Source organism: Parafrankia soli, assembly GCF_001854695.1.
GTDB lineage: Bacteria > Actinomycetota > Actinomycetes > Frankiales > Frankiaceae > Parafrankia > Parafrankia soli.
Genome location: NZ_MAXA01000125.1, coordinates 1 through 26,007, shown reverse-complemented (window position 1 = coordinate 26,007; position 26,007 = coordinate 1). Strand labels below are relative to the sequence as shown.

Genomic DNA, 26,007 nt, shown 5'->3' with positions numbered 1-26,007 from the left:
GCCACCGGATAGACCGGCAGGCCCACGCGACCACGGGGCGGGCGGGCCACGCGAGGGCCGGCTGGGGACGGCCGCGGGTTAGGCGCCGGTCGGCACTGTGGGAGCGGCCACGATCACCTGATCCGCACGATCCGGATCGACGTCGTGTGCCTGGACGGGAACGACCACTCTCAGCTGCCGCCCGCGACGCCGGGCGAGCAGGAGGGCACTCGCCGCCGCGACGAACGCGACCGCCGCGAGCGCCCAGCCGGTGCTGTACTCCGCGTCGCGGGTCGAGCCGCCGTCGGCGGCGGTGGTCAGGAACACCGTGCCGACCGTGGCGATGCCGATGACCTGGCCGAGCTGCATCAGGGTCAGCAGCAGGCCGCTGGCGTCGGCCGCGTCCTCGACCGGGACGTGTTCGAGCGTCACCGAGATGATGATCGACATCACGCCGAGTCCCAGGCCGATCAGCGCGGTGAGGATCTCGTAGCGCGCGCCGCCGCCGGCCAGCGGCCCGAGGAACAGATACGAGACGGCGGCGAACACCAGCCCGACCGGGATCAGGTTCGCGTGCCAGCTGGACGGCAGGCGCTGCCAGCTCAGCCCGACCGCGGCGAACGCGACGACGCACGGGACGAACGCCAGCCCGGAGCGCAGCGGACTCATCCCCAGGTCGCCCTGCAGGTGCAGGGTGGTGGTGAACAGGAACCCGGCCCACGACGCCGGCCCGAGCAGCAGCGTGCCGGCGGCGGGCAGCAACCCGGGCGCGCGCAGCACCCGTCCCGAGATCAACGGACGTCGCCCGCGGGCCGCGACCCACCGTTCCACCAGGACGAAGACCACGAACAGGACGACACTCGCCGCCAGCGACACGGCCGTCCAGGCCGGCCAGCCCAGCTCGTGACCGAGGATCAGCGGCATCACGAAGAGCAGCACCGCCGCGCTGAGGACGAGCAGGCCGGGAATGTCGAGGTCGACCCCCGCGCGCCCCTCGTCCGAGGGCATGACCCGCCGGCCGACGACGAGCAGCAGCACCCCGATCGGCACGTTCACCAGGAAGACGGTCCGCCAGCCGGCGTCGAACAGGTTCGCGCTGACGAGCAGCCCGCCGGCGGCCTGGCCGACGACGACACCGCCCGCGATCACCGCGGAGAAGTAGCCGAGCGCCCGCATCCGCGCGGCACCGGCGAAATTGCGCTGGATCAGGCTCATGACCTGGGGGGTCATCAGCGCGGCGCTGACCCCCTGCAGGAACCGGAAGGCGATCAGTGAGGACGTGCCGGGTGCCAGGCCGCAGGCCAGCGAGGCCACGGTGAATCCGGCGAGCCCGGCGTTGAACACGCGCCGGTGCCCGAACATGCCGCCCAGCCGCGCACCGGTGATCAGCAGAACCGCGTAGGAGAGGACGTAGCCGGCGACGATCAGCTGTAGCCCGGCGCCGGAGACGTCCAGATCCGTCCGCAACGTCGGCAGCGCCACGTTGACGATGCTGACGTCCAGGATGGCCATGAACTGGCCGAGGAGGATGACGGCCAGCAGGGCTCCGCCGGCCGCCGGGCGCTCAGTGGCGGGATGTGGTGCCCGCGTCCGAGAGGTGTGTGTTGCTTCGACCATGAGCCTCAGCATGAGGCGGTCCGGATACTGGTAACGAGAGCCTGTCGATACTGGTACTCGCAGCACCTGGCACCGGCGCCACACAGCGGACAAGCTGGTGGCCGTGACGATGACGCAGTCCCATGCCCTTCCGGCCGCGACGGTCCGTAACGTACGCCCGGCGCCGGCGGGCTCGACGACGGCCGGCCAGCGGACGACGGCCGGCCCGCGGGACGGGCGGCGCCGGCCGGAGCTGGCCTCGTTCCTGCGCAGTCGGCGGGAGCGCATCACCCCCGACGAGGTCGGCATGCCGCCGGGGCCCCGCCGCCGCACGCCGGGCCTGCGCCGGGAGGAGGTCGCCCAGCTCGCGGGCGTGGGCGTCACCTGGTACACCTGGCTGGAGCAGGGCCGTCCGATCAACGCCAGCCCGCAGGTGCTGGACGCGGTGGCGCGCACGCTGCGGCTCGACGCCGCCGAGCGCGAGCACCTCTACCGCCTGGCCGACACGCCCGGGCCGCAGCCCGCCACCGACGAGGCGCCGGCTCTGCCGCGGGACATGCGCACCATCCTCGACAGCCTGGACCTGCTGCCCGCGTGCCTGGTCAACGCGCGTTCCGATGTGCTGAGCTGGAACGCCGCCTACGCCGCGCTGTTCCCCATCCTCGTGAACGCCCCCGCCGCCGCGCGGAACTCGATCTGGTTCGCGTTCACGACCCCGCGCTGCTGCAACCCGCTGGTGAACCTGGACGAGCAGGCACCCGAACATGTCGCGATCTTCCGGTACCGGTACAGCCAGCACATGGGAGACCCGGGCTGGCAGGAGTTCGTCCAGCGGCTGTGCGCGGCGAGCGCCGAGTTCGCCCGGCTGTGGGCGACGCACGACGTGGCCCCGCCGCGGCCCTGCGACAAGGTGTTCCACTATCCGGCGGTCGGGGACATCGCGACCCGCTCCACGAACCTGGACCTCACAGCCCTGCCCGGCACCCGGATGGTCATCTACACCCCGGTCGACGACGAGAGCCGGGCCAACATCGCCTGGCTCCGCGACCACCCCGAGGCGACTGTCCCGGACCACCAGCACTGATCCCGCCCGCCGCACCGCCCGCCGGCCACGGCCCGGCAGGATGGCGGGCGGCGCTCCTCAGGCGGCGGCGAGGGCGGCGGGCGCGGGGCGCAGCGTCGCGCCCGTATCGGCGTCGAACAGGTGGAGCCGGTCCGCCGCGACGTACAGCCGGAGCCGCCCGGCGGCGGTGACGTCGGTCCGCGGGCTCAGCGCGGCGGTGAAACGGGACGTCCCCGGACGGCCGCCGGGCGCGCGCCCGGATTCATCACCGGCCTCCTGGCCGGGTTCCCGACCGGTGAGCTCGTCGTCGCCGGCGGCGAGCGCGATCGCCGCCCGCGCCGCGCTCCCGGTGAGGGCACCCGTCACCATCTCGCCGTGGGCGAGGGTCTCGGTGCCGAGCCGCTCCACAAGGCCGACGTCGACGTCGAGGATCAGGGCTGGTCCCGGCGGCGGCTCGATCTGGACGTCATGCGGCCGCACGCCGACGATCACCTCGGTGCCGGCCGACGGGGTGAGCCCGGCGGCGACGTCCACTGGCAGCACGAGGGTCTGGTCGCCGACCCGCAGCGCGACGGCATGATCCTCTGAGACCAGCCGGCCGGGGACGAGGTTGGCCGGCGGGCTGCCGATGAACGCGGCGACGAAGACGTTCGCCGGGCGGTTGAACAGGTCATCGGGCGTGCCGACCTGCTGCAGCCGCCCGTCGTGCAGGACGGCGACCCGGTCGGCCATCGTCATCGCCTCGGTCTGGTCGTGGGTCACGTAGAGCGTGGTGGTGCCCAGCGAGCGCTGGATGCGAGCGATCTCCGCGCGGACCCGCACCCGCAGCTTGGCGTCCAGGTTCGACAGCGGCTCGTCCATCAGGAACGCCCGCGGCTGACGGACGAGCGCACGCCCCATCGCGACACGCTGGCGCTGGCCGCCGGACAGCGCCCGCGGCCGCCGGTCGAGGAGCTCGGTCAGGCCGAGCGTCTCGGCCGCGGCGGCCACCCTGCTGTCGCGTTCCCGCCGGTCGACCCCGGCGAGCTTCAGGCCGAACTCCATGTTGCGACGCACGGTCATGTGCGGGTACAGGGCGTAGCTCTGGAAGACCATCGCGAGGTCACGGTCGGCCGGCGCCACCCGGGTGACGTCCCGGCCGCCGACGAGGACCTGGCCCGCGGTGGGCGCGAGCAGGCCGGCGACGATCCGCAGCGCCGTCGTCTTGCCGCTGCCGGAGGGACCGACGAGGACGAGGAACTCGCCGTCCCCGATCACGAGGCTGAGGTTGTCGAGTATCGGCCGGACATCGTAGGTGAGCGTGACGTCGCAGAACTCGATCGTGGACATGGGGCTCCCTCTTCCCTGCGGCACCTGTGCCGGACGTGTCAGCCGCCCCGACGTGCGGAATTCCGGGCGCGGAATTCCGGACGCGTCGGACGGGGGTGCGTGCGGCGCCCGACCGGCCGTGGTGGGCATTCGGGAGAGGGAGTTCCCGATGCCCGCGTCATGGCGCCGTCCGGCCAGGTTCGCATGATCCGCGCCGGCCGTCCAGACCCTCATCCGGGACGCTTTTCGACTCCTTTACGGAGTCTGCCGAACACTCTTCGGAGTCTATTTATCCGAGGGTCATCAACCCTTGACAGTCCCGTCATGTCCGTTCACAGTTTCGAAGCCATGAGAGCGCTCACACGCGATCAGCGCGGTGGGTGTGAAGCCAGAGGGAGGGCTTCATGAGGGCACGACGAGGTCGCCACGCGGCCATGGCCGGGACGGCCGTCCTGGCCATGGCGTTACTGACCAGCGCCTGCGGTGACGACGGAGGGAAGACCAAGCTCACCATCAACACGTTCGGCGTCTTCGGCTACACGGATCTGTACCGGGAGTTCGAGGCGAGCCACCCCGACATCGAGATCGTCGAGACCGTCAGCGAGTACAACGACCACCACAACAACCTGGTCAACCACCTCGCGGCCGGGTCCGGAGCCGCCGACGTCGAGGCGGTCGACGAAGGCTTCATGGCGCAGTTGAAGGCCGCTCCGGAGCAGTTCGTCAACCTGCTCGACCTGGGAGCGGGCGACCGGCAGGCCGACTATCCCGAGTTCAAGTGGGCCGGGTCGCTGTCGGCCGACGGGAAGACCCAGATCGGCCTGGGAACCGACGTCGGCGGGCTCGCGATGTGCTACCGCACCGACCTGTTCGCCGCCGCCGGGCTGCCGACCGACCCGGCAGCGGTCAGCGCGCTCTGGCCGAGCTGGGACGACTACTTCAAGACCGGGCGCACCTTCACCGCGAAGAACACCGGCCCGAAGTTCTTCGACGCCGGCACCAACATCTACAACGCGCAGGTCTTCCAGCTCGACGAGAGCTACTACGCCACCGGCACACCCGACTTGATCGTCGGTTCGAATCCGCAGGTCAAAGCCGCCTTCGACGCGACCGCGCAGGCCATCGCAGACGGCCAGTCCGCCGGGCTGGTCGCGTTCGAGGACGAATGGGTGACCGCGATGAAGGCGGGCACCTTCGCGACGATCACCTGCCCGGCCTGGATGCAGGGCTACATCAAGGAGAACGCGCCGGACACGGCCGGCAAGTGGAACATCGCCGCCATCCCGGGCGGGAGCGGCAACTGGGGCGGCTCCTGGCTGACCATCCCGGCGCAGAGCGATCACCAGGATTTGGCCTACGAGCTGGTCTCGTTCCTGACCGCCCCGGCACAGCAGACCCGCATCTTCACCGAGACGGGAAACTTCCCCTCCAGCCTCGGGGCGATCAGGGATCCCGCGGTGCAGTCGTTCACCAACCCGTTCTTCGACGACGCCCCCACCGGCCGGATCTTCGGTGAATCGGCGATCAAGCTCGCGCCGCAGTACCAGGGCGCGAAGCACGGCGCCGTGCGGCAGGCGATGGAGCACGGAATCCAGCGCATCGAGCAGGAGGACCAGGCCCCCGACGCCGCGTTCCGGGAATCGGTCGACGAAGCGGAACGCGCGGCCCGCTGAGCGCGGCAGGAGGGAGATCCGGCGATGACGATCGCAACCCCGGCGCCCGCGGCCGACCCCGCCCCACCCCGGCGGCGGACGCCGGGGGGCGACCGCACCCCACACACCGCACGCTCCGTGCTGCGGCGGGTGGCAAGCGCGGCGGTTCCCTACGGGCTCATCGCGCCGTTCTTCGCGATATTCGCGGCCTTCGGCCTTTTCCCGATGCTGTACACCGCCTGGATCTCGCTCACCGACCGGGACATGCTCCACCCCGGCGCCGAGCGGTTCGTCGGGCTACGGAACTACGCTGACCTGCTCTCCGACGACTTCTTCTGGAACGCGGTCGGCAACACCTTCCTGCTGATGGCGATGTCGTCGGTTCCCCAGCTGGCGCTGGCGCTGATACTCGCGCACATCCTCAACGCGAGGCTGCGCGGGCGGACCCTGTTCCGGATGGGCGTGCTGCTGCCCAACATCACGTCCATCGTCGCGGTGACAATCGTGTTCAGCCAGATCTTCGGCCGCCAGTTCGGCCTCGTCACCTGGCTACTGGACGAGGTCGGCCTGGACCCGGTCAACTGGCAGGCCGGCGAGTGGACGTCGAAGATAGCCATCTCGTCGATGGTCATCTGGCGGTGGACCGGCTACAACGCGCTCATCTATCTGGCCGCGATGCAGGCGATCCCGAAGGAGCATTTCGAGGCCGCGGCGATGGACGGCGCCGGAACCTGGCGGCAGCTCTGGCACATCACACTGCCCGCGCTGCGGCCGACCATCGCCTTCACCGCGCTGGTCTCCGTCATCGGCCAGATCCAGCTCTTCACCGAGCCGCTGCTGTTCGACACCTCACCGGGCAGCGTCTCCGGCGGCAACAGCCACCAGTTCCAGACCCTGGCCCTCCTGCTCTACGAGGAGAGCTTCCGACTGCACAACTTCGGCTACGGCTCCGCCATCGCCTGGGTGATGTTCCTGGTGACCGTGGTGTTCGCCGCGCTCGCCTACCTCGTCACCCGCGGCGGCTCCCGGCTGAAAGGGGGTTCCCGGTGACCGCCTTCTCCCGCACCCCGGGCGAACGCTCCGGCCCGCTGCGCTATCCGTTCCTGCTCCTGGCCCTGTTCGTCTCCGCGTTCCCGGTGTACTGGACGTTCATGATCCCGTCCCGGACGAACGACGCGGTCGGGCAGCTGCCGCCACCCTTCCTGCCCGGCGGACACTTCTTCGAGAACGCCGCCCGGGTGTTCGACACGGTGAACTTCGGCAAGGCCCTGCTGAACTCCCTCATCGTCGCGGGGTCGATCACCGTCAGCACGCTGTTGTTCTGTTCGGCGGCCGGCTTCGCGTTCGCGAAGCTGACCTTCCGCGGCCACGGCGCGCTGCTGCTCACCGTGATCGCCACGATGATGGTCCCGATGCAGCTCGGGATCATCCCGCTCTACCTGGAGATGCAGGAGTTCGGCTGGGCGAACCATCTCGTCGCGGTGATCCTGCCGACCGCGGTGACCGCGTTCGGCGTCGTGTTCATGCGGCAGAACGTCCTCCAGGCCGTGCCGGACGAGCTGCTCGACGCCGGGCGGATGGACGGCTGCGGCACGCTGCGGCTGTACTGGCACGTCGCGCTGCCGGCGCTGCGCCCCGGCCTGGCCGTGCTCGGCCTGCTCACGTTCATGCAGGCCTGGAACGACTTCATGTGGCCGCTGATCGTCCTGAACTCGGAGAACCCGACCGTCCAGGTCGCCCTCAGCACGCTGGCCGCGGGCCACTACCGGGACAACACCCTCGTCCTCGCCGGCACCGCGCTCGGCACGCTCCCCGTCCTCGTCGTATTCGCCCTGTTCGGCCGCCAGATCATCGGCGGAATCATGGAAGGCGCGGTGAAAGGTTGACTACCAGCCCCGTCCCGGCGACGGACACGACAGCGGCCACCGGAGTACCGGCGCCCGAAGCGTCGCCGGGAGCCGACGAGCTCGCGGCCCGGATCGCGACCGGCCTGCCCACCGGATTCGTGTGGGGTGCCGCCACCTCCGCGTACCAGATCGAGGGCGGCGCCCGGGAGGGCGGCCGCGGGCCGTCGATCTGGGACGTCTTCGCCCGCACCCCCGGCATGACCTCGAACGGCGAGAACGGCGACGTCGCCGCCGACCACCTGCACCGCTACCGCGAGGACGTCGCCCTCATGGCCGGCCTCGGCCTGGGCGCGTACCGATTCTCGGTCGCCTGGCCGAGGATCGTCCCGGCCGGGTCGGGGGCCGTGAACCCCGACGGGCTGGCCTTCTACGACCGGCTCGTCGACGAGCTCCTCGCCGCCGGGATCGACCCGTGGCTGACGCTCTACCACTGGGATCTGCCACAGCCGCTGCAGGACGCCGGCGGCTGGCCGAACCGCGACACGGCGCTGCGCTTCGCCGACTACACCGAGCACGTCGTCAGCGCGCTCGGCGACCGGGTCCGGCACTGGTCGACCCTGAACGAGCCCTGGTGCTCGGCCTTCGAGGGACACCTGACCGGGCGGCACGCCCCCGGGGTGCGGGACGCCGGGGCCGCCGTCCGGGCCGTCCACCACCTGCTGCTGGCCCACGGTCTCGGCACGGCCGTGCTGCGGGCGCACGGCGCGGCGGACGTCGGCATCACCCTCAACCTGATTCCGGCGGAACCGTCGCCGGACACCGCCGGGGCGGGCGACACCCGGGGGGGCGACACCGGGGCGGGCGACGCCGTGCGGCTCGTCGACGGGCAGCAGATCCGGCTCTGGCTCGATCCCGTCCTGCACGGCACGTACCCGTCCGACGTGATCGCCGACTTCGCCCGGGCCGGCGCCGAGCTGCCCGCCCAGGACGGTGATCTCGCCGTCATCGCGCAGCCGGTGGACTGGATCGGGGTGAACTACTACGCGCCGCACATCGTCGCGCCCGGGCCGGACCCGTCCCCGAAACCGACCCCCTTCGCCGGCGCGGGGAACGTCACGAGGGTGCCCACGAACGAGGACGTGACGGCGCTGGGCTGGCCGGTCCGGCCGCGCAGCTTCCTGGCCCTGCTGCGCCGGCTCGGCGCGGACTATCCGGGGGTCCCGTTCTACATCCACGAGAACGGCGCGGCCTACGACGACGAGGTGTCCCCGGACGGGACGGTGCACGACCCGCTGCGGGTGCGTTACCTGGCGGGTCACCTCGACGCCGTCCGGCAGGCGTCCGAGGACGGGGTCGACGTTCGGGGATACTTCGTGTGGTCGTTGCTGGACAACTTCGAGTGGGCCGAGGGGTACCGGATGAGGTTCGGCATCGTGCACGTCGACTTCGAGTCCCTGGTGCGCACGCCGAAGTCCAGCGGGCTGTGGTACTCGCGGCTGATCCGGGAGCACCGCGCGGCAAGCGGGACGCGGTGACGCCGGAACCACCGGCCCGGACCCGCCAGGCGCCGACCCTGGAGGCCGTCGCCGAGCTGGCGGGGGTGTCGCGGGCGACGGTCTCCCGGGTGGTGAACGGGTCGCTCCGTGTCTCCCCCGCGGCGCACGCCGCGGTCACCAGGGCGATCGCCGAGCTCGGCTACGTGCCGAACCAGGCCGCCCGCAGCCTGGTGACCAGGCGGACGGACACGATCGTGCTGATCGTGCACGAGCGGCCCGACACGGTGTTCGCCGACCCGTTCTTCGCCAGCGTGCTGCGCGGAGTGAACCAGGCGCTGAGCGTCACCCAGCTCCAGCTCGTCCTGTTACAGGTGCAGGGTGACCGGCAGCGCGACCGGGCGCTGCGCTACGTCGGCAACGGCCACGTCGACGGAGTGCTCCTGATCTCCCTGCACGGGGACGACATCATGCCGATGTCGGTCTCGGGCGCCGGGGTCCCGCTGGTGATGGCGGGACGGCTGCTCACCGGCGACCCGGTCGACTCGGTCGACGCCGACAACGTGGGCGGCGCCCGGCAGGCCGTGCGCCATCTCGTCGCGACGGGCCGCCGCGAGCTGGCGACCGTCGCCGGGCCGGTGGACATGAGCGTGGGCGTCGACCGCCTGGCCGGCTACGCGCAGGCGGCCCGCGACGCGGGCCTGCCGGCCTCGGCCACCCGGGTCGAGACCGGCGACTTCACCGAGGCCAGCGGCCAGGCGGCGGCGGCCCGGCTGCTGGCGGAGCACCCGACGATCGACGCGGTGTTCGCCGCCTCCGACCTGATGGCCCTCGGCGTGCTGCGCGCGCTGCGGGCCGCCGGGCGGCGGGTTCCCGACGACGTCGCCGTCGTCGGCTTCGACGACGCGGCGCCGGCGGTCTACGCGGACCCGCCGCTGACGACCGTCCGCCAGCCGGTGGAGCGGCTCGGCGCGGAGATGGTGCACCAGCTCCTGCGGCGCATCGCCGATCCCACCGGCGACGCGGCGTCGGTGATCCTGCCGACGGAGCTGGTGATCCGTTCGTCAGCCTGAGCCGGTTCCCCGCTGGGGACAACAGGCGGGTCGGGAACGGGTTGTCCACAGGCGCGAACTCGCGTCACCCTCGTCCCGTGCGGCCTTCTACAGTGGCGCGGTGACCTCGCCCTCGGTTCGCGTCCCGCGTGACGCCGTGGAAGTGCTCCGCCGCGTCTTCGGCTACGAGTCCTTCCGCGACGGCCAGCAGGAGATCATCGATCACGTCGTCGGCGGTGGCGACGCGCTGGTCCTCATGCCGACCGGCGGCGGCAAGTCGCTGTGCTACCAGATCCCGGCGCTCGTCCGGCCCGGCACCGGCGTCGTCATCTCCCCGCTCATCGCGCTGATGCAGGACCAGGTCGACGCGTTGCTGGCGCTCGGGGTCCGGGCGGGGTTCCTCAACTCCACCCAGCAGGCCGACGAGCGCCGCGCGGTGGAGTCCGCGTTCCTCGCCGGCGAGCTCGACCTGCTCTACCTGGCCCCCGAGCGGCTGCGGGTACGCGCGACGATCGAGCTCCTCGACCAGGGCGAGATCGCGCTGTTCGCGATCGACGAGGCGCACTGCGTCGCACAGTGGGGGCACGACTTCCGGCCCGACTACCTCCTGCTCTCCGAGCTGCACCAGCACTGGCCGCAGGTGCCGCGCGTCGCACTGACCGCCACCGCCACCCCGGCGACCCACCAGGAGATCACGAACCGGCTCGGGCTGGGAAACGCCCGCCATTTCGTCGCCGACTTCGACCGGCCGAACATCCAGTACCGCATCGTGCCGAAGAACGACCCGAAGGCACAGCTGCTGGAGCTCCTGCGCACCGAGCATCCCGGCGACGCGGGCATCGTGTACTGCCTGTCCCGGGCGTCGGTCGAGAAGATCGCGGAGTTCCTGGTGTCGAACGGGATCGCCGCGCTGCCCTACCACGCCGGCCTCGAAGCACGCACCCGCGCCGAGCACCAGGCCCGTTTCCTCCGTGAGGACGGCCTGGTCATGGTCGCCACGATCGCCTTCGGGATGGGCATCGACAAGCCGGACGTCCGCTTCGTCGCCCACCTCGACCTACCGAAGTCGGTGGAGGGCTATTACCAGGAGACCGGCCGCGCCGGCCGGGACGGGCTGCGTTCCACCGCCTGGCTCGCGTACGGCCTGCAGGACGTGGTCCAGCAGCGCCGGCTCATCGACGCCTCCGACGGCGACGCCACGCACCGCCGGCGGCTCAACTCCCACCTCGACGCGATGCTCGCACTGTGCGAGACCATCGAGTGCCGCCGGGTCGGCCTGCTGGCGTACTTCGGGCAACAGGGGTCGAGCGCCTGCGGCAACTGCGACGCCTGCCTGCACCCGCAGCAGTCCTGGGAGGCGACCGTGCCCGCCCAGAAGCTGCTGTCGACGGTGCTGCGCCTGCACCGGGAACGCCGGCAGAAGTTCGGCGCCGGCCACGTCGTCGACATCCTGCTGGGCCGGCGCACACCCAAGGTCGACCAGCACGGCCACGACTCGCTGACGGTCTTCGGCATCGGCACCGAGCTCAGCGAGGCCGAGTGGCGTGGCGTGGTCCGCCAGCTCCTGGCCCAGGGGCTGCTGGCCGTCGAGGGTGAGCACGGAACGCTCGTCCTCACCGACGCGAGCGCGGACGTCCTGCGCGGGCAGCGGACGGTCTCCATGCGGCGCGAACCGAAGCGACCGGCGAAGGCCACCAGCTCCTCGGCGACGAAGGCACGCCGAGCCGAGCCGGTCGAACTGTCGGCGGAGGCGGCGCCGCTGTTCGAACGGCTGCGCGCCTGGCGGGGCGCCACCGCCAAGGAACAGGGCGTTCCCGCCTACGTGATCTTCCATGACGCCACGCTGCGCGAGATCGCCACCCGCGCGCCCTCCTCGCTCGCCGAGCTCGCGACGGTGAACGGCGTCGGCGAGAACAAGCTGGCCAAGTACGGCGAACACATCCTCCCGCTGTGTAGCGCCACGCCCGCGGACTGACCCACAGCGGACCGGCCCACGGCGCGGCGCGGCCATCGCTGTCGGCGGGAGAGCWGGGCGCGGCGACGCTCAGACGGGCTCGTGTCGGCGGATTCGCTCGTGCAGGCGCGCTGTCGCCGGTCCCGGGGCGACGCGCAGCTCGCGGGCGAGGATGTCGATGCAGGTCCGGAACTGCAGCAGCGCCAGGTGCGGCTGCCCCTGGCGGGCGTAGGAGCGCATGAGCCGGCGGTGGGCGTCCTCCCGGCACGGGTCGCGCTCGAGGATCTGCCGGCACAGCAGCGCGCAGACCGAGTACTGCCCGGTCTCCAGGTACAGCGAGCTGAGCCGGTCCAGCGCGTCCAGGTAGGCCAGCCTCAGCTGCTCGCGCCGCAGGACGGCCCAGTCCTCGGAACGCGCGTCGGCGAGGAAATCGCCCCGGTACAGCGCCACCGCCGCTTCGAGTTCGGCGATGGCGGCCTCGACGCGTGCCGCGTCGGCGAAACGCTGACCAGCCTGGACATGGCCTTCGAACGCGTCGAGATCGATGGACACCATGACGTCGGCGGCCAGCCGGTACACGCCGCGCTCGAACACGATGACCTGCCGGTCAACCGCCTCCCGCAGGGCGCGGCGCGCGCCGTACACGGCCACCTGAATGTTGTTCCGCGCCGCGGGCAGGTCGGCGCGTGGCCACAACGCCTCGGTGACGACCTCCCGCGGGGGCAGGTACGCCCGATGGATCACCAGGTAGGCCAGTAGGGACCGGGGGCGGGTGCCCCAGCCTCGCACGAGCCGCCCGTTCACCGTCACCGACAGCGGTCCCAGCACGTGCACGGCCATCTCCACCTGGCGCTTCTGGGCCCCGGCACCAGGCCGAGTAACGGGGTGCCCGGCGGAGCGTCCGCGGCCCTCGGCGCCTCGGGGCCGCCGGACACACCGGCGATGTGGGCGTGCAGGAGCGCCGTCGTCTCGTGCTCCGACCGGGCGAGCGCGGCCTCGGCCTCGGCATGCAGGCGCCGGTCCCGCCGGATGTCCGCCAGCCGCCGGGCCAGCCGGTCCGTCTCGGAGACCGCGGCGGCCGCCGCGGGGGACCGATGACGGGCGGGGCCCTGCTGTCCCCGGGCCGAGGCGACGTGCGCGGCCGCGTCGAGCAGATCCGGTTCCGCCTCGACAGCCTCGGGCGGCAGTTGGTCCAGCCATCCGCCGACTGTCACCCACTGGCCGGCAGCGATCATGTCGTCGGCGACCCTGGCCAGCGCCCGCGCCGCCACCGCGCGATCGTCGAACTCGAGCAGCATGGGGATCGCCCGTTCCGGAGCGCCCGCCCGCAACAGTTCGAGCGCGGTGCGCGCAGGGTCTCGCGGTCCAGCGACGCGTCCTCGGCCAGAGCGGCGAGCAGCGGCGCACGCCAGACGGTGCGCAGTCGGGACCAGTCGCCGGTCAACGGCTGGAACCATGGTCCCCCCAGCTCGGCGAGTTGACGCCGGTTCGCCTCCGGGACGACGTACTCGACGTGCAGCAGCCGTGCGAGCATCCGACGGGCTCCCCCGGTGGCGCCCGCGAGAACGGCGCGGGCCAGCGAGGTGAGCACGCCGACGAGCGTCCGGCCGCGCAGAGCCTGGGCCAGATCACCGTCCGACAGCGTGGTGCGCGCGAACTCGACAGCGTGCCGGAGGGCCGCGGACCGGCCGAGGAGCGCCGCCGCGTGACGCCGCCGGAGTCCGAGCCCGCCGGGGAGCTCCACCTCCGACGGGTGCAGCCGGGCGCGCTCGGCCGGCGGTCGGCGGGCGTCCCCGAGCGCCTCGGTGCTCGGGAGCGCGTCGTGGCCGATCAGGACGCGGGGCGTCGCCTCGGGCAGAGCGCCCAGAACATGGCCGCACGCGAGGCGTAACGACGGCCCGTGCGGATCGATCCGGTCTGCATGCTCCAGGACCAGCGCCGAGTCGGGCGGGAGCCGCTCGGCCAGCTCCGCGCCGAGCCGCCGGAAGATGTCGTCCCACCCGTGCACCGGGCCCGGCCACGCCCGCACCCGCGTGAGCAGGGTGGCGCCGAACCCGGGGGCCCTGCGCCGCACCGCGGTGATCATCGTTGCCAGGAAGGTCGCCGGATCGCGGTCCTCGACGCCCAGCCGGAGCCAGACCGGTGTCCGGCCGACCGCCTCCAGCGCGGCCGCGAGCCCGTCGGTGAGCAGCGTGCCGGGTGGCGCGACAAACACGGTGACGCCGCCGGTCACCGCGTCGACAAACAAAAAATGCGCCGCCACCGGCTCAGCTCCGAGAGGTTCCAGCACCTTGCCCGCGAGCATGCATCCCCCATGCAGCCGACGGTGAAGACACCGTAAAGACAACGAAAGAACATCCACATCCATATCACCGTTCGGTCAGGAAGTGGTGAGGTCTGCGCCGGGCGTGCGGACAGCGCCACCAAATCCACCACTTCAGCCGTGGACGGCCGGCGAACCCCGGCTACGCGCAACCATGCCGGGAGGCCGCCTCCGCGGCACGGGTGGCACGAGCCCCAATACCAGCGGCCGGCAAGAATCCCAACCGGGTTCCCGGCAGGCGTTAATGGGGGCGAGCAGCGGTTACCGCACCCCGCCGAGCCCACGGTACAGCCGATTAACCGGCCCGACCGCCCCCTTAAGCCACCCGAGCAAGATCGTTAATCGCCCGCAGGTAGACAGGATCCGAACCCGGAATTCGTTGCCGTCAACAGCGGCCACATCTCAGGAGGAACCAGCGAATGACCCAGGTAGGCGAGCCCGTCGGGCAGATCACCGCGGACGACTACGTGTCGATCGAGGACTCGAACGGAGTCGCGCCAACCAACATCATCAGAGTCGGCGATCCGTTCACCGTGTGGATCGACTTCGACCTCGCCGGCGCCCTCAACGGGCTCCTCGTCGGAATTCTGCGCTATTCGGTCCGGTACTGGGTGAACGGGCTGGGGAGCCCCACCCCGGCGACCCCGATCCCGTCGCGGGTCGAGTCGACGACCTACGGCCAGCTCGGCTACCGCCGCGCCGACACCGAGCGCACAGTGCCCGCCAACACGCTGGCGGCCGGGGTCTACCAGCTCGGCGCCATCGTCACGTTCAGGCTGAACAACAACGGGAACCTGCTCCAGTACCCGCTCACCGTCTTCACCCTGCCCAAGATCATCGAGATCTACGCCTAGGAGGTCACCGGGCGCGCCGGGCGCCCACCCCGCTCCGACGGAGGCCGCGCGCCCCGTGCCGGTGGCGCGCGGCCTTCCCGTCCCGGGGATCCCGTTCATGGAGGTGGACTGTGGAGGGCACCGATGGCACCTGACAGCGACGAGGCCCAGCGCGAGGAGAGCTTCGTGGTGCGCCTCCTCCTCGACTGCGACGGCGTCCGCAGCACCAGCGTGCAGCACGCACGCGAGAACACTCCGATGCGCTGGCCGGGCTGGAGGCCGTCCGAGGTGATCGCCTTCATCGAGGCTCGTGCCGGCCGGCTCGCCCCGACGGCTCCGGCCGGYGTCGACGCGGGCGGCCAGGCAGCACTCGGCACCGACGGCGCCCCCGCCCCGCTCAGCATGTCGGGCCCGCTCAGCACATTGGACCCGCCCGCCGCCTTGGAACCGCTCAGCAGCTCGGAACCGCTCAGCAGCTCGGAACCGCTCAGCGGGTTGGAACCGCTCCCTGTGCGGCTCGGCGTTCAGGTCGAACCCGCCGGGCCTCGCCCAGGGGAACCGTTCACCGTCGCACTGTCGGTCGGCTTCGCCCCCGCCCGCCCGCTGCCCACCGGGCCGCTGGAGTACCACACCGTCGCAGGTGTCCGGCCCGGCGATGCCGCGCCCGGCGCCGCGGGGAGCGCCGAGCACGGGACCGCCCCGGGCGGGACGGTGCTCCGCGCCCAGGGACAGCTCTCCGCGCACGCCGCGGTCATCCGGCTGACCAGTCCGGGGCTGCCCACCGGGCGCCACCTGATCGATGCCGCCGTAAGCCTGCGGGTCGGAGGCGTCGGGCGTCCCGTCGGCCTCGCCACCGCCACGCAGGTCGTGCTCGAGATCACGGACCGCTGAGGATCCGCACCCCTTCCCGCACCGAGAGGAACAAGCCCCACGAAACCGGAGTCGAATACCGACACGGGGGCACCCGTCACCCAGGTGGAGCATGAAAGCCGTTCGCGCCTTATCCTCGGCGATGTGACGGTGGCCTCGGCCTGACCTTCTTTCGGCAGGCCGCTCGGGGCCGTGCCGCGATTCGCGTGCGTCGCTACCGGCCCACTCCCGCGTTGCCGGGCAGAATTACCGAGCGATGGTCCACGACAGAAAGCGGGAACAACGTGGCAACGGTTACCGATGGCGTTTACCGGATCGGCCTTGACAACAATCAGTTTCTCACCGCGGAAGGCCGCGATCGCAGCGTTATTCTGCCCGAAAACGGACGCGGCCAGGAATGGGAGGTCCGACGCACGGATAATGACACATACACGATCCAGCAGACGTCCGACCAGCTTTTCCTCGGTTTCGACGGTGACCCTGACACGTTCGAGCTGGTGCGCCCGTTTCCGCAGCCTCGCGAGTGGCGGATCGAGCAGGGCCCCAGGCCGGGCTCCTTCGTCATCGGAGCCGTGGACAGCGACCTGACCGTCGGGCTGCACCCGGCACTCATCTATCCGCCGATGGTGGCGCTCTCGCCCATCTTCCGCCAGGACCAGGGGTGGAGGTTCCAGTCGGTCGACTAGGCCGGCCAGGCATCGGTCGGCAGCCCGGCCGACCGGCCCCGTGTGCACACCCGGATTCGGCGCGTGTGCACACGGGGAGCCCTCAGTGAGTGACCCCGGGTCGTTCTGATCGACAGCACGGGCTCACCGGGAACCGCGGCGGGCGGCGGGCAGGCGGGACGCGCCGACGTGGTCGTCGAGCCAGCCGGTCAGCCGGCGCGTCTCCCGCCAGCCCGCCGCCACGTACTCGGCGCACTCCGGCTCGGCCAGCCACGGCGGCTCACCGAAGTCACGGGCCGCCGTGAGGGTCCGATGGCGCAGCAGCTCGATGCGTGGATGATCCGCGTCGTAGCCCCGCGGCCGGGTCTTGAGCGTCGTGCCCGAGACCTCGTACCCCGCCTCCCGCAGCTCGCGCACCAGCGCCTCGAGCCGCAGCCCCGTCCGGTCGTCGGCGACCGCGGCACGCAGCCGCTCCACCTGGTCGGGCGCGGTCTGCCAGTAACCGGCCGCGATCATCAGCCCGCGCGCGGAGACCTGGACGTAGCCGCCCCGCTCGTTGTGGGCGCCGATCGCGGTCTTGTAGGGCGACTTGTCCTTCGAGAATCGAACGTCCCTGTGCGGGCGGAAAACGTGCGGTGCGCCGAACTCCGGCTCGAGGGCGTCGAGCAGGGCGAGCATCGGGGCCCGGACGGCTTTCTCGTAGGTGTCGCGATGATCCGTCCAGTACGCCTTGCTGTTGTCGGCCTCGAGGCCCTCGAAGAAGATCAACGCTTCGACGGGGAAGCCTGTGAACTCGGGCATCGGCGCTCCTGGGCCGCGAACCGGCGGGACGCGCGCATCCTACGGCGGCCCACCGACAACTCCGCCGGACAGCGCGGCCGGACAGCGCTGCCGGCCCGCACCGGGCCCCGGCGGCATCGCCATACCCCAACAGAGACCGATCGAGACCGGCAGGTCGGGGCAATTGTCAAAGAATTGTCCAAGGTCGGGAGCCTGCACACCCAGGACGGTGGGCGTTGGAAGACATCGGTCGTGGTCAAACGAGCACATCACGCGCCGGCGTGAATGAACCGAAAACAACGACACGCGGCATCCGGGCCGAGGCGCGCCGGCCGCGATGGGCACAGGTTGGACGCAAACCGGGGCGTCTGATTGCATAGCTCCCCGACGGGGGTTGGCAGAAGCGGGTGGAACCCGTACCCGACGAGAGCATGTGAGACGCGATGACGACGCGGGCACGAGACCTGCTCAACCGATCCCGCGCGCTCCTGGGTGGCTCCCGCGGCATAGCGGCCCAGCTGCGGGGTGGTGATCTCCCGACTCCCCTGCCCCGGCCGGAGCAGCCGGCCCCCGCCGGCCTCGTCAGGCGCCCCGCGGCCCATGGCGGAAGGTCCGCGCACGAGCCGTGGGTTCGGCCGGGAATCCCCGCGGCGGACGCCGGGGTGACGCGACCGGCCCGCCGCGGCGGCACCGGCATCAGCACCAGCGCCGCGGACCAGTCGGCCCACGCCATGCGGGCCGAGACGTCCCCGGCGGCCTCCCCGGCCAACGGGTCGGCCGTGACGGCGCCGCCCGCGGCCGAGGCGCTCTCCGCGATCTGCGCGGACGTGGCGCTGCGCGACCTCAACCTGGTCGACTCCCTGCTCTCGCAGCTCGAGGACATGGAGGCCAAGGAGGAGGACACCGACCGCCTCGCCGAGCTGTACCGGCTGGACCACCTCGCCACCCGGCTGCGCCGCAACGCCGAGAACCTGCGGGTGCTCGCGGGCCGTGACGCCGGTGACGCCTCGTCCGACACGGCCGCGCTGGTCGACGTCGTGCGCGCGGCGATGTCGTCCATCGACCACTACTCGCGGGTCACGATCGGCCGGGTGGTCCCGCTCGGTGTGGTCGGCTTCGCCGCCGAGGACGTCGGTCGGCTGCTGGCAGAGCTGCTGGACAACGCGACCAAGTCGTCTCCCCCGACCGCGCCGGTACGGGTCGGCGTGCACCTCACGGAGCTGGGCAGCGCGCTGCTGCGGGTCGAGGACGAGGGCATCGGGCTCCCGCCGGACCGGCTGCGGCAGCTCAACGAGCGGCTGGCCGGCGATCCCGTCCTGGACGACGACGCGGTGCGCCACATGGGCCTGGCCGTGGTGCGCCGGCTCGCGATCCGCCACGACCTGCGGATCTGGCTCGATCGCCGCCACCCCCACGGGACGACCGCCTCGGTACTCATCCCCTCCGCCCTGATCTGTGAACTGCCCGAGGGCAGCTGGTCGGGTACGCAGACCGTGGCGATCCGCGGCGGCGGCCCCGCCGCGCCGGGTCCGTCCGCGCGTCCCGCCGCGCGCGACAGTCAGCCGCAGGCGGACGTCCAGGGCCGGGGGCCGGGCGTGAAAAGGTCCGGCAACGGAGCGGGCCACGTACGCGAATCCACGCTGTTCACCCGCGCGGGCAGCGTGTCGGCCAGGCCAGCGCCAGCGCCAGCGCCGAGCAAGGATGCGGCGACTCCAGCCACACCCCCCACGGCGGACTCCCTGATCGGCGGCACGACCGCGAGCGGTCTCCCCCGCCGGGTGTCGCGCAGCCTCAAGAACCCCGCCGGCGACGGCGCGCGCCCACCCGCTGCCACGGCACCCACAGCCACCATGCCCGTGGCAGCCGCCGTGCCCGCCGCGGCTCCCGCGCCGTCGACACCGACACCGACACCCGCCGCGGCGTCCACGGAAGACCAGGAAGACGCGACAGGCGCGGAAGGCGTCCCTCCCGCGGAGGAGGGCGGATCGACGGCCACACAGGCGCTTTCGGCCCGGGCCGCGGACCACGCGAGACTACTCGCGGATCTCGACGCCTTCAGCGAAGGCGAACGGATCGCCCACGAACACCAGCGAGAGGACTGAGGACACATCCGTGACGGATCAGACCAATCGCCAGCCGGACCACGACTTCAGCTGGCTGATCAATGACTTCGTCGGCAAGGTCCACGGCGTCACCCATGCCCTGATCCTCTCGTCCGACGGCCTGTCGCTCACCGCGTCCGACGGGGTGAGCTCGGCGGAGCGGGACCAGCTGGCGGCGATAGCCAGCGCGATGCTCAGCCTTGCCCGCAACAGCGCGACGCTGTTCGACCGCGGAACCTGCGAGCAGATCATCGTGCGGCTCAGCGGCGGCTACTTCCTGTTCATGAGCATCGACGAGGGAGCGGGACTCGCCGTGCTGACCGGACCGGACTGCGACATGAAGGTGGTCGGCTACGAGATGACGCAGTTCGTACTGCACGCCGGCCACGCGCTCACCCCGGACCGGCGCGCGGACCTGCGCCGCGTCCTGGTCGGACGCCAGGTATCGAGCTGAGCCGGGCCAACACGGCGGATCACCGCACGGATGATCCGCCGCGGCGAACCAACGCACCGGACCAGGACGGGTGACGGACCAGAATCGTGAAGAGCATGCCTGAAGACTCCGCACAGAACGGACGGCCGAGGCGTGGCCCGCGCAGCAAGCGGATCCGCCCCTACGCCCTCACCGGGGGCCGGACGAGGGCCCRCCATCACCTGCTCGTCGAGACCCTGGTCTCGGTGCCGAGCTACGACCCGACGCTCAGCGAGACGCTGATGCCCGAGTCCAAGGCGCTGTACGAACGCGCCCGGGGGCAGCTGTCCATCGCCGAGCTCTCGGTGATGCTGTCGATCCCGCTCGGGGTGGTCCGCGTCCTGATCAGCGATCTGGCCGCGCAGGGAGCGATCCTCATCCACCCCACGGCCCACACCTACCACCACGATCGAAACGTGCTCGAAAGGATTCTCAGTGGCCTGCGGGAGCTCCCGGTCTGACGCACCTCCGGACCCGGACGGCGGTGCGGGGTGGACATGATCCCGACCGACGCCGACGGACTTGACCCCGCCACGGCGATCTCCGCGAAGATCGTGATCGCGGGCGGGTTCGGAGTGGGCAAGACGACGCTGGTCAGGTCGATCTCGGAGGTGCCTCCGCTCAACACGGAGGCGTGGATGACCGAGGCCAGCGAAGGCATCGACGACCTGTCGATGAGCGGTGCGAAGAGCACGACGACGGTCGCGATGGACTTCGGCCGGATCTCGCTGTTCCCGGATCTGGTGCTGTACCTGTTCGGCACCCCGGGCCAGCCCCGTTTCTGGTTTCTCTGGGACGACCTGTCCCGCGGCGCGCTGGGCGCGGTCGTTCTCGTCGACAGCCGCCGCCTCGACCAGTCCTTCGCCGCGCTGAACTACTTCGAGAACGATTCGACGGTCCCGTACATCGTCGCCGTCAATCGTTTCGAGGGAAAGCTGTGGCACGACGTCGACGAGGTCCGGGAGGCGCTCGCGCTGCGCCCGGACATCCCGCTCGTCACCTGCGACGCCCGCGAGACGGCCTCGACGGCCCAGGTGCTGCGGGACCTGGTTGTTCACACGATGTCACTGGCCCAGGTCCCGGAACCCAGGAGGACACGGACGCATGCGTAAGATCCTGATCGTCGGCGCGGGCCAGTCGGGCCTGCAGCTGGCCCTGACCCTGCGCGAGCACGACTACGACGTGACGGTGATGTCCGCGCGTTCCCCCGAGGAGATCCGCCGGGGCCGGGTCATGTCGACGCAGGCGATGTTCCACAGCGCGCTGCAGACCGAGCGCGACCACGGGCTCAACCTCTGGGAGGCCGACACCGTCCGCATCGAGGGCCTCGGGCTGTCCATTGCGGGGCCGGACGGCAGCCGGCCTCTCGACTGGTTCGCCCCGCTGGACCACTACGCGCAGTCGGTCGACCAGCGGGTCAAGATGGCCGGCTGGGCCGAGCTGTTCGAGGAGCGCGGCGGCAAGCTCATCCTGCACGGTGTCACCACGGCCGACCTGAACGGGCTCGCCGAGCTCTACGACCTCGTCGTGGTCGCCGCCGGCAAGGGCGAGCTGGTCGGCCTGTTCGACCGCGACGCCGCCCGCTCGCCGTACACCTCACCCCAGCGCGCGCTGTCGCTCGCGTACGTGCACGGCCTGGCGCCCAGGCCGGAGCATCCCACCGCGCCGGGCGTGCGATTCAACATCATCCCCGGCGTCGGCGAGCTGTTCATGATCCCGGCCTACACGCTGAGCGGGAACTGCGACATCCTCTTCTTCGAGGGCATCCCGGGCGGTCCGCTGGACTGCTGGGACGACCACCCGAAGCCCGACGAGCACCTGCGCCGCATCCTGGACCTCATCGAGCGGTTCCTGCCCTGGGAGTACGAGCGCTGCGCGAAGGTCGAGCTCACCGACGCCCACGCGACCCTCTCCGGCGGGTACACGCCCGTCGTGCGGCGGCCGGTGGGCAACCTGCCGTCGGGCGGGGCGGTGCTCGGGATGGCCGACGTCGTCGTGGCGAACGACCCGATCACCGGCCAGGGCTCGAACAACGCCGCGAAGTGCGCCGCCTCCTACCTGGACAGCATTCTCGAGCACGGTGCCAAGCCGTTCGACCAGGCGTGGATGCAGGCCGCCTTCGACCGCTACTGGGCGAGCGCGCAGGACGTCACGGTCTGGACGAACGCCCTGCTGCAGCCCCCGCCGCCGCACGTGCAGCAGATCCTCGGCGCCGCGCAGGCGAACCCCACGGTCGCCCGGCGGTTCGTGAACGGCTTCGACAATCCGTCGGACTTCCAGGACTGGTTCCTCGACCCGGAGAAGGCGGCGGCCTACCTGGCCTCCGCCTGAGCCCGCGTGCACCCGCCGCGGCCGGCGCCAGCCGGCCCGGCACGGCGCTCCCGTCAGAGGTTGATCATGTGGCCGGCGAGGCCGTGGATCGCCTCCTGCAACGCCTCGCTCAGCGTCGGGTGGGTGTGCACGTTGCGGGCGAGCTCGAGCGCGGTGAGGTCCCATTTCTGGGCCAGCGTCAGCTCGGGCAGCAGCTCGGAGACGTCCGGGCCGATCAGGTGGCCGCCGAGCAGCTCGCCGTACTTCGTGTCGGAGATCAGCTTGACGAAGCCGTTCGGGTCGCCCAGGCCGTGGGCCTTGCCGTTCGCGGTGAACGGGAACTTGGCCACCTTGATGTCATGGCCCTCCTCCCGCGCCTGCGCCTCGGTGAGACCGAAGCTGGCCACCTGCGGCTGGCAGAACGTGGCCCGCGGCATCATCCGATAGTCACCGAGCGTCACCGTCTCCGCACCGGCAATGGTCTCGGACGCGACGACGCCCTGTGCCTCGGCGACATGCGCCAGCATGAGCTTCGCCGTCACGTCGCCGATGGCGTAGATGTGCTCGACGTTGGTGCGCATGTGGTCGTCGATCGCGATCGCGCCGCGGTCGGTGAGCGCCACGCCGGTGTTCTCCAGGCCGAAGCCCTCGACGTTGGGCGCGAACCCGATAGACATGAGGACCTTGTCCACCTCGAGCGAGCCCCGGGCGCCGTCCTTGCCGGTGTACTCGACGGTCACCGAGGAGCCGTTGTCCGTCACCGTCTCGACCTTGGTCGAGGTCAGGATCGGCACGCCGAGCTTCTTGTACTGGCGGACGATCTCCTTGGAGACGTCGGCGTCCTCGTTCGGCAGCGCGCGGTCGAGGAACTCGATGATCGTGACGTCCACGCCGTAGTTGCGCAGGACGTAGGCGAACTCCATGCCGATCGCCCCGGCGCCGACGATCGCCATCGACCGCGGCAGCTCGCGGGTGAGGATTTGCGTCTCGTAGGTGACGATGTTGTCGGAGAGCTCGACGCCGGGCAGCAGCCGGACCCGGGAACCCGTCGCGATGATCGCGTGGTCGAAGCTCACCTGGTCGGTGCCGCCGGCGGAGAGCGCGACGTCCAGGGTGTTCGGGTCACGGAAGGTACCGCGGCCGGTGAACTCGGTGATCTTGTTCTTCTTCATCAGGAAGTGCACGCCCTTGACGCGCCCCTCGGCGACCTGGCGGCTGCGGTCGAAGGCGGCGCCGAAGTCGAAGCTCACCTCGCCGGAGATACCGAAGGTCTTCGCCTCGTGGGCGAACAGGTGCGCGAGCTCGGCGTTGCGCAGCAACGCCTTCGAGGGGATGCACCCGACGTTCAGGCAGACGCCGCCCCAGTACTTCTCCTCGACGACCGCGACCGACAGCCCGAGCTGGGCCGCCCGGATCGCCGCGACGTAGCCGCCAGGACCTCCACCTAGGACGACGAGATCAAAGTGCGCTGCCATAGGTCCACCCTACGATCAGTCAGGACGCCGATTCGCGGCGCGGTGCGGAGACTTCAACCACGCATGCTGCCAGCGTCATTCCGCCTCGCCCACAGGTGGGCACGCCGGCCCGGCCCGCCGCCGTGCCCGAGCGACGGATGCGCGCCGGAGCAGTGGGTGCACACAGAGCGGACGGACGTTTTCCAGGATCACGCGGATGCCACCGGTGCCGCGGATTTCGGCCCGGCGGTCACCGGCCGGCCGGCAACCCGGCAACCCGGCAACCCGGCGATCATCGCCGGCCCGCGTGGGTCAGCCGGGCACCGCGCGCAGCGGGGATCGGCCTACCCGCAGCCGGTCCAGGGCGGCGGCGGTCGGTGCGTCCGCCGGTAGTTGCACGACGAGCCGCAGGTCGTCGTCGGCGGGCAGTTCCAGCGTCTCGAAGGCCAGTCTCAGCTCACCCGCCTCGGGATGGGCGAGGCGGGTGACGCCGCTGGCCGCGGGCAGGCCCGGCACCGAGGCGACGCGCCCGGCGAAGGCCGCGCCGGCGGTGACGGTCAGCTCGTCGGCGAGCGCCGCGACGTAGCGGTCCGCCAGGAAGGGACCCTGCTTGAGCGCGGCCACCTGGTCGTCCGCGACCTGGCCCCAGTCGGGCCAGGCCCGGCGCGCCCGCTCGTCGGTGAAGACGAAGCGGGCCAGGTTCGGCACGGCACCCGAGCGCGGGGAGTCGTCCAGCAGGCCGATCGGGCGGGCGAGCCGCTCGTAGGCCGGGGTGTAGGCGAGCACGTCGCTCACCCGGTTGAGCAGCAGCGCGGCGGCGGGCTCGAGGTGCGCCAACAGCGCCCGCACGGTCGGGCGCACCGCACGGGCCGGTGCCGCGCCCACCCCGCAGGTGAATCCGCCCTCGGCTCCCTTGCTGAGCCGGTGCAGGTGGACCCGCTCGCGCGGGGTGAGGCGCAGCGTGTCGGCGAGGGTGGCCAGCACCGCGGCGGAGGGCCGGCGATCACGGCCCTGCTCCAGGCGCGTCACGTACTCCACGCTGACACCGGCGAGCGTCGCCAGCTCGGAGCGGCGCAGCCCCGGGGTACGCCGACGGGAACCGATTGGCAGGCCGACGTCCGACGGGTGGACGGCCTCGCGCCGGGCCCGCAGGAAGAGACCCAGTTCGTTGCCGGCCATAGCCACGACCGTAACCCACCGCGACGGACGGATCGTGGCCCTCTCACTACCAGCCTCCGGCCGGCCTTCCCGGCACCGGCCGCGGCGCGCCACCGTGGGCGGCATGCCCGAAGACACCCTCAACCTTGCTGTGATCATCGGAAGCGTCCGCGAGGGCCGGTTCGGCCCGGTGGTCGCGCGGTGGTTCGTCGAGCAGGCCGAAGCGCACGGCGGATTCACCGTCGACCTGATCGACCTCGCCGACACCCCGCTCCCGCTCGCGCTGCCGGCGGTGCCGCCGGCGCTCGCGCCGGACCTCGCACGCCCCCCCGCCATGGCGGAGCTGAGCCGGCGGGTCGCGGCGGCGGACGCCTACGTCGTCGTGACGCCCGACTACAACCGCAGCTATCCAGCGTCGCTCAAGGCGGCCATCGACTGGTACCACCTGGAGTGGCGGGCCAAGGCGATCGGGTTCGTCGGGTACAGCGGGGCCAGCGGCGGCCTGCTCGCCATCGAGCACCTGCGGCAGGTGTTCGGCGAGCTGCACGCGCACACCGTGCGCCACTACGTCTCGTTTCCGCGGTACTACCAGCTGTTCGACGCCGCCGGGACGCTCACCGACCCGCAGGAGCCCGCCGAGGCCGCGAAGATCCTGTTGGACGAGCTCCAGTGGTGGGGCGAGGTCCTGCGCGACGCCCGGCTGACGCGGCCGCTCGGGCTGGTTCCCGCGGCTCGCTCGTAGCCCCGGGCACTTCAGCGCAGCTCGTCGGTGACCCATGAAACGTAGCGCGCAGGCCCCGTCCTTCAGGGCGGGGTTGGCGCGTCGACTCCGCCGTCGGGGTGACAGTCGAATGATGTATTCTGCCGGTCGTGGGGAGTCGGGTTGTGAAGCGGGCCTACAGGTACCGCTTCTACCCGACTGCCGAGCAGGCCGAGCAGTTGGCGAGAACGTTCGGCTGTGTGCGCTACGTGTACAACCGGGCGTTGGCGGAGCGGCACCGGGCCTGGTTCCAGGAGTAGCGCCGGGTCACGCATGCCGAGACGGACACGATGCTGACGGCGTGGAAACGCGACCCGGAAACAGTGTGGCTGGCCG

General features: G+C 71.6%; 24 protein-coding genes and 1 pseudogene. 17 read left to right on the top strand and 8 right to left on the bottom strand.

The features are described 5' to 3' along the window. Positions 1-78: 78 nt before the first annotated feature. On the bottom strand, positions 79-1,596 hold the full coding sequence (locus BBK14_RS12295; RefSeq protein WP_071062178.1) for an MFS transporter: 1,518 nt from the start codon (positions 1,594-1,596) through the stop codon (positions 79-81). A gap of 109 nt (positions 1,597-1,705) precedes the next feature. Here BBK14_RS12295 and BBK14_RS12290 point away from each other — a divergent pair, with 109 nt between their 5' ends. Then, a complete protein-coding gene (locus tag BBK14_RS12290; protein ID WP_198541250.1) occupies positions 1,706-2,659 on the top strand; it encodes a helix-turn-helix transcriptional regulator in 954 nt (317 codons plus the stop codon). 57 nt (positions 2,660-2,716) lie between these two features. Here BBK14_RS12290 and BBK14_RS12285 read toward each other — a convergent pair whose 3' ends face one another. Continuing rightward, the gene (locus BBK14_RS12285; protein WP_071062084.1) at positions 2,717-3,967 is read right to left on the bottom strand and encodes an ABC transporter ATP-binding protein; all 1,251 of its coding nucleotides are present in this window, start codon (positions 3,965-3,967) and stop codon (positions 2,717-2,719) included. A gap of 383 nt (positions 3,968-4,350) precedes the next feature. On the opposite strand from BBK14_RS12285, the gene BBK14_RS12280 reads away from it, so the two are divergent. The 6 genes from BBK14_RS12280 (at position 4,351) to recQ (ending at position 11,965) form a co-directional block, all read left to right on the top strand. Beyond that, positions 4,351-5,619 (top strand): ABC transporter substrate-binding protein, encoded by a 1,269-nt coding sequence (locus tag BBK14_RS12280; protein WP_241831425.1) that lies wholly within the window; start codon positions 4,351-4,353, stop codon positions 5,617-5,619. A 24-nt stretch (positions 5,620-5,643) separates the two neighbouring features. After that, entirely contained in the window at positions 5,644-6,648 is a 1,005-nt protein-coding gene (locus BBK14_RS12275; protein ID WP_071062079.1) for a carbohydrate ABC transporter permease, read from the top strand. Further along, entirely contained in the window at positions 6,645-7,484 is an 840-nt protein-coding gene (locus BBK14_RS12270; protein WP_071062077.1) for a carbohydrate ABC transporter permease, read from the top strand. Before BBK14_RS12275 ends, BBK14_RS12270 begins: the two co-directional genes overlap by 4 nt. After that, positions 7,481-8,980: a GH1 family beta-glucosidase gene (locus tag BBK14_RS12265; RefSeq protein ID WP_071062076.1), complete on the top strand. Its 1,500-nt coding sequence runs from the start codon at positions 7,481-7,483 to the stop codon at positions 8,978-8,980. Before BBK14_RS12270 ends, BBK14_RS12265 begins: the two co-directional genes overlap by 4 nt. After that, positions 8,977-10,011, top strand: a complete 1,035-nt coding sequence (locus BBK14_RS12260; protein WP_071062174.1) for a LacI family DNA-binding transcriptional regulator — start codon at positions 8,977-8,979, stop codon at positions 10,009-10,011. Before BBK14_RS12265 ends, BBK14_RS12260 begins: the two co-directional genes overlap by 4 nt. A 100-nt stretch (positions 10,012-10,111) precedes the next feature. After that, positions 10,112-11,965 carry a DNA helicase RecQ gene (gene recQ / locus BBK14_RS12255; protein ID WP_071062074.1) on the top strand — a complete coding sequence of 618 codons (1,854 nt, stop codon included), beginning with the start codon at positions 10,112-10,114 and terminating at the stop codon, positions 11,963-11,965. 69 nt (positions 11,966-12,034) lie between these two features. Here recQ and BBK14_RS39945 read toward each other — a convergent pair whose 3' ends face one another. From BBK14_RS39945 to BBK14_RS39935, 3 genes are read right to left on the bottom strand one after another with little or no spacing between them, the layout of a single operon-like run. Continuing rightward, positions 12,035-12,778: an AfsR/SARP family transcriptional regulator gene (locus BBK14_RS39945; RefSeq protein ID WP_241831424.1), complete on the bottom strand. Its 744-nt coding sequence runs from the start codon at positions 12,776-12,778 to the stop codon at positions 12,035-12,037. Continuing rightward, positions 12,751-13,242 carry a hypothetical protein gene (locus BBK14_RS39940; protein ID WP_241831423.1) on the bottom strand — a complete coding sequence of 164 codons (492 nt, stop codon included), beginning with the start codon at positions 13,240-13,242 and terminating at the stop codon, positions 12,751-12,753. Before BBK14_RS39940 ends, BBK14_RS39945 begins: the two co-directional genes overlap by 28 nt. Next, entirely contained in the window at positions 13,176-14,249 is a 1,074-nt protein-coding gene (locus BBK14_RS39935) for a hypothetical protein (protein WP_241831422.1), read from the bottom strand. Before BBK14_RS39935 ends, BBK14_RS39940 begins: the two co-directional genes overlap by 67 nt. 437 nt (positions 14,250-14,686) lie before the next feature. Here BBK14_RS39935 and BBK14_RS12245 point away from each other — a divergent pair, with 437 nt between their 5' ends. From BBK14_RS12245 to BBK14_RS12235, 3 genes are all read left to right on the top strand, one after another. After that, entirely contained in the window at positions 14,687-15,121 is a 435-nt protein-coding gene (locus tag BBK14_RS12245) for a hypothetical protein (protein WP_071062071.1), read from the top strand. 123 nt (positions 15,122-15,244) lie between these two features. After that, positions 15,245-15,991 carry a hypothetical protein gene (locus BBK14_RS12240; protein ID WP_071062068.1) on the top strand — a complete coding sequence of 249 codons (747 nt, stop codon included), beginning with the start codon at positions 15,245-15,247 and terminating at the stop codon, positions 15,989-15,991. A 263-nt stretch (positions 15,992-16,254) separates the two neighbouring features. Further along, positions 16,255-16,656 (top strand): hypothetical protein, encoded by a 402-nt coding sequence (locus tag BBK14_RS12235; RefSeq protein WP_071062065.1) that lies wholly within the window; start codon positions 16,255-16,257, stop codon positions 16,654-16,656. Positions 16,657-16,779: 123 nt separating this feature from the next. Here BBK14_RS12235 and BBK14_RS12230 read toward each other — a convergent pair whose 3' ends face one another. Beyond that, positions 16,780-17,436 carry a DUF2461 domain-containing protein gene (locus BBK14_RS12230; protein WP_071062063.1) on the bottom strand — a complete coding sequence of 219 codons (657 nt, stop codon included), beginning with the start codon at positions 17,434-17,436 and terminating at the stop codon, positions 16,780-16,782. Positions 17,437-17,858: 422 nt separating this feature from the next. On the opposite strand from BBK14_RS12230, the gene BBK14_RS12225 reads away from it, so the two are divergent. From BBK14_RS12225 to BBK14_RS12205, 5 genes are all read left to right on the top strand, one after another. Next, positions 17,859-19,517, top strand: a complete 1,659-nt coding sequence (locus tag BBK14_RS12225; protein WP_071062061.1) for a sensor histidine kinase — start codon at positions 17,859-17,861, stop codon at positions 19,515-19,517. 10 nt (positions 19,518-19,527) lie between these two features. After that, positions 19,528-19,971 carry a roadblock/LC7 domain-containing protein gene (locus BBK14_RS12220; protein ID WP_071062059.1) on the top strand — a complete coding sequence of 148 codons (444 nt, stop codon included), beginning with the start codon at positions 19,528-19,530 and terminating at the stop codon, positions 19,969-19,971. Between the two features lie 95 nt (positions 19,972-20,066). Then, on the top strand, positions 20,067-20,450 hold the full coding sequence (locus BBK14_RS12215) for a DUF742 domain-containing protein (protein ID WP_071062057.1): 384 nt from the start codon (positions 20,067-20,069) through the stop codon (positions 20,448-20,450). 36 nt (positions 20,451-20,486) lie between these two features. Continuing rightward, positions 20,487-21,101 carry a GTP-binding protein gene (locus BBK14_RS12210; protein WP_071062173.1) on the top strand — a complete coding sequence of 205 codons (615 nt, stop codon included), beginning with the start codon at positions 20,487-20,489 and terminating at the stop codon, positions 21,099-21,101. Further along, complete coding sequence (locus BBK14_RS12205; protein WP_071062055.1) at positions 21,094-22,320, top strand: styrene monooxygenase/indole monooxygenase family protein; 1,227 nt, start codon at positions 21,094-21,096, stop codon at positions 22,318-22,320. The genes BBK14_RS12210 and BBK14_RS12205 overlap by 8 nt, the downstream gene beginning before the upstream one ends. Before the next feature lie 53 nt (positions 22,321-22,373). Here the strand turns inward: BBK14_RS12205 and lpdA are convergent, their stop codons facing one another. After that, positions 22,374-23,774 carry a dihydrolipoyl dehydrogenase gene (lpdA, locus tag BBK14_RS12200; protein ID WP_071062052.1) on the bottom strand — a complete coding sequence of 467 codons (1,401 nt, stop codon included), beginning with the start codon at positions 23,772-23,774 and terminating at the stop codon, positions 22,374-22,376. A 291-nt stretch (positions 23,775-24,065) separates the two neighbouring features. Further along, positions 24,066-24,932, bottom strand: a complete 867-nt coding sequence (locus tag BBK14_RS12195) for a helix-turn-helix domain-containing protein (protein WP_071062050.1) — start codon at positions 24,930-24,932, stop codon at positions 24,066-24,068. A 103-nt stretch (positions 24,933-25,035) separates the two neighbouring features. Between BBK14_RS12195 and BBK14_RS12190 the strand changes: the two genes are divergently transcribed. Further along, positions 25,036-25,653, top strand: coding sequence for an NADPH-dependent FMN reductase (locus BBK14_RS12190; protein ID WP_071062047.1), 618 nt, complete (start codon positions 25,036-25,038; stop codon positions 25,651-25,653). Positions 25,654-25,796: 143 nt separating this feature from the next. Continuing rightward, positions 25,797-26,007 (top strand): annotated as a pseudogene (locus BBK14_RS35140) (helix-turn-helix domain-containing protein); the annotation flags it as partial.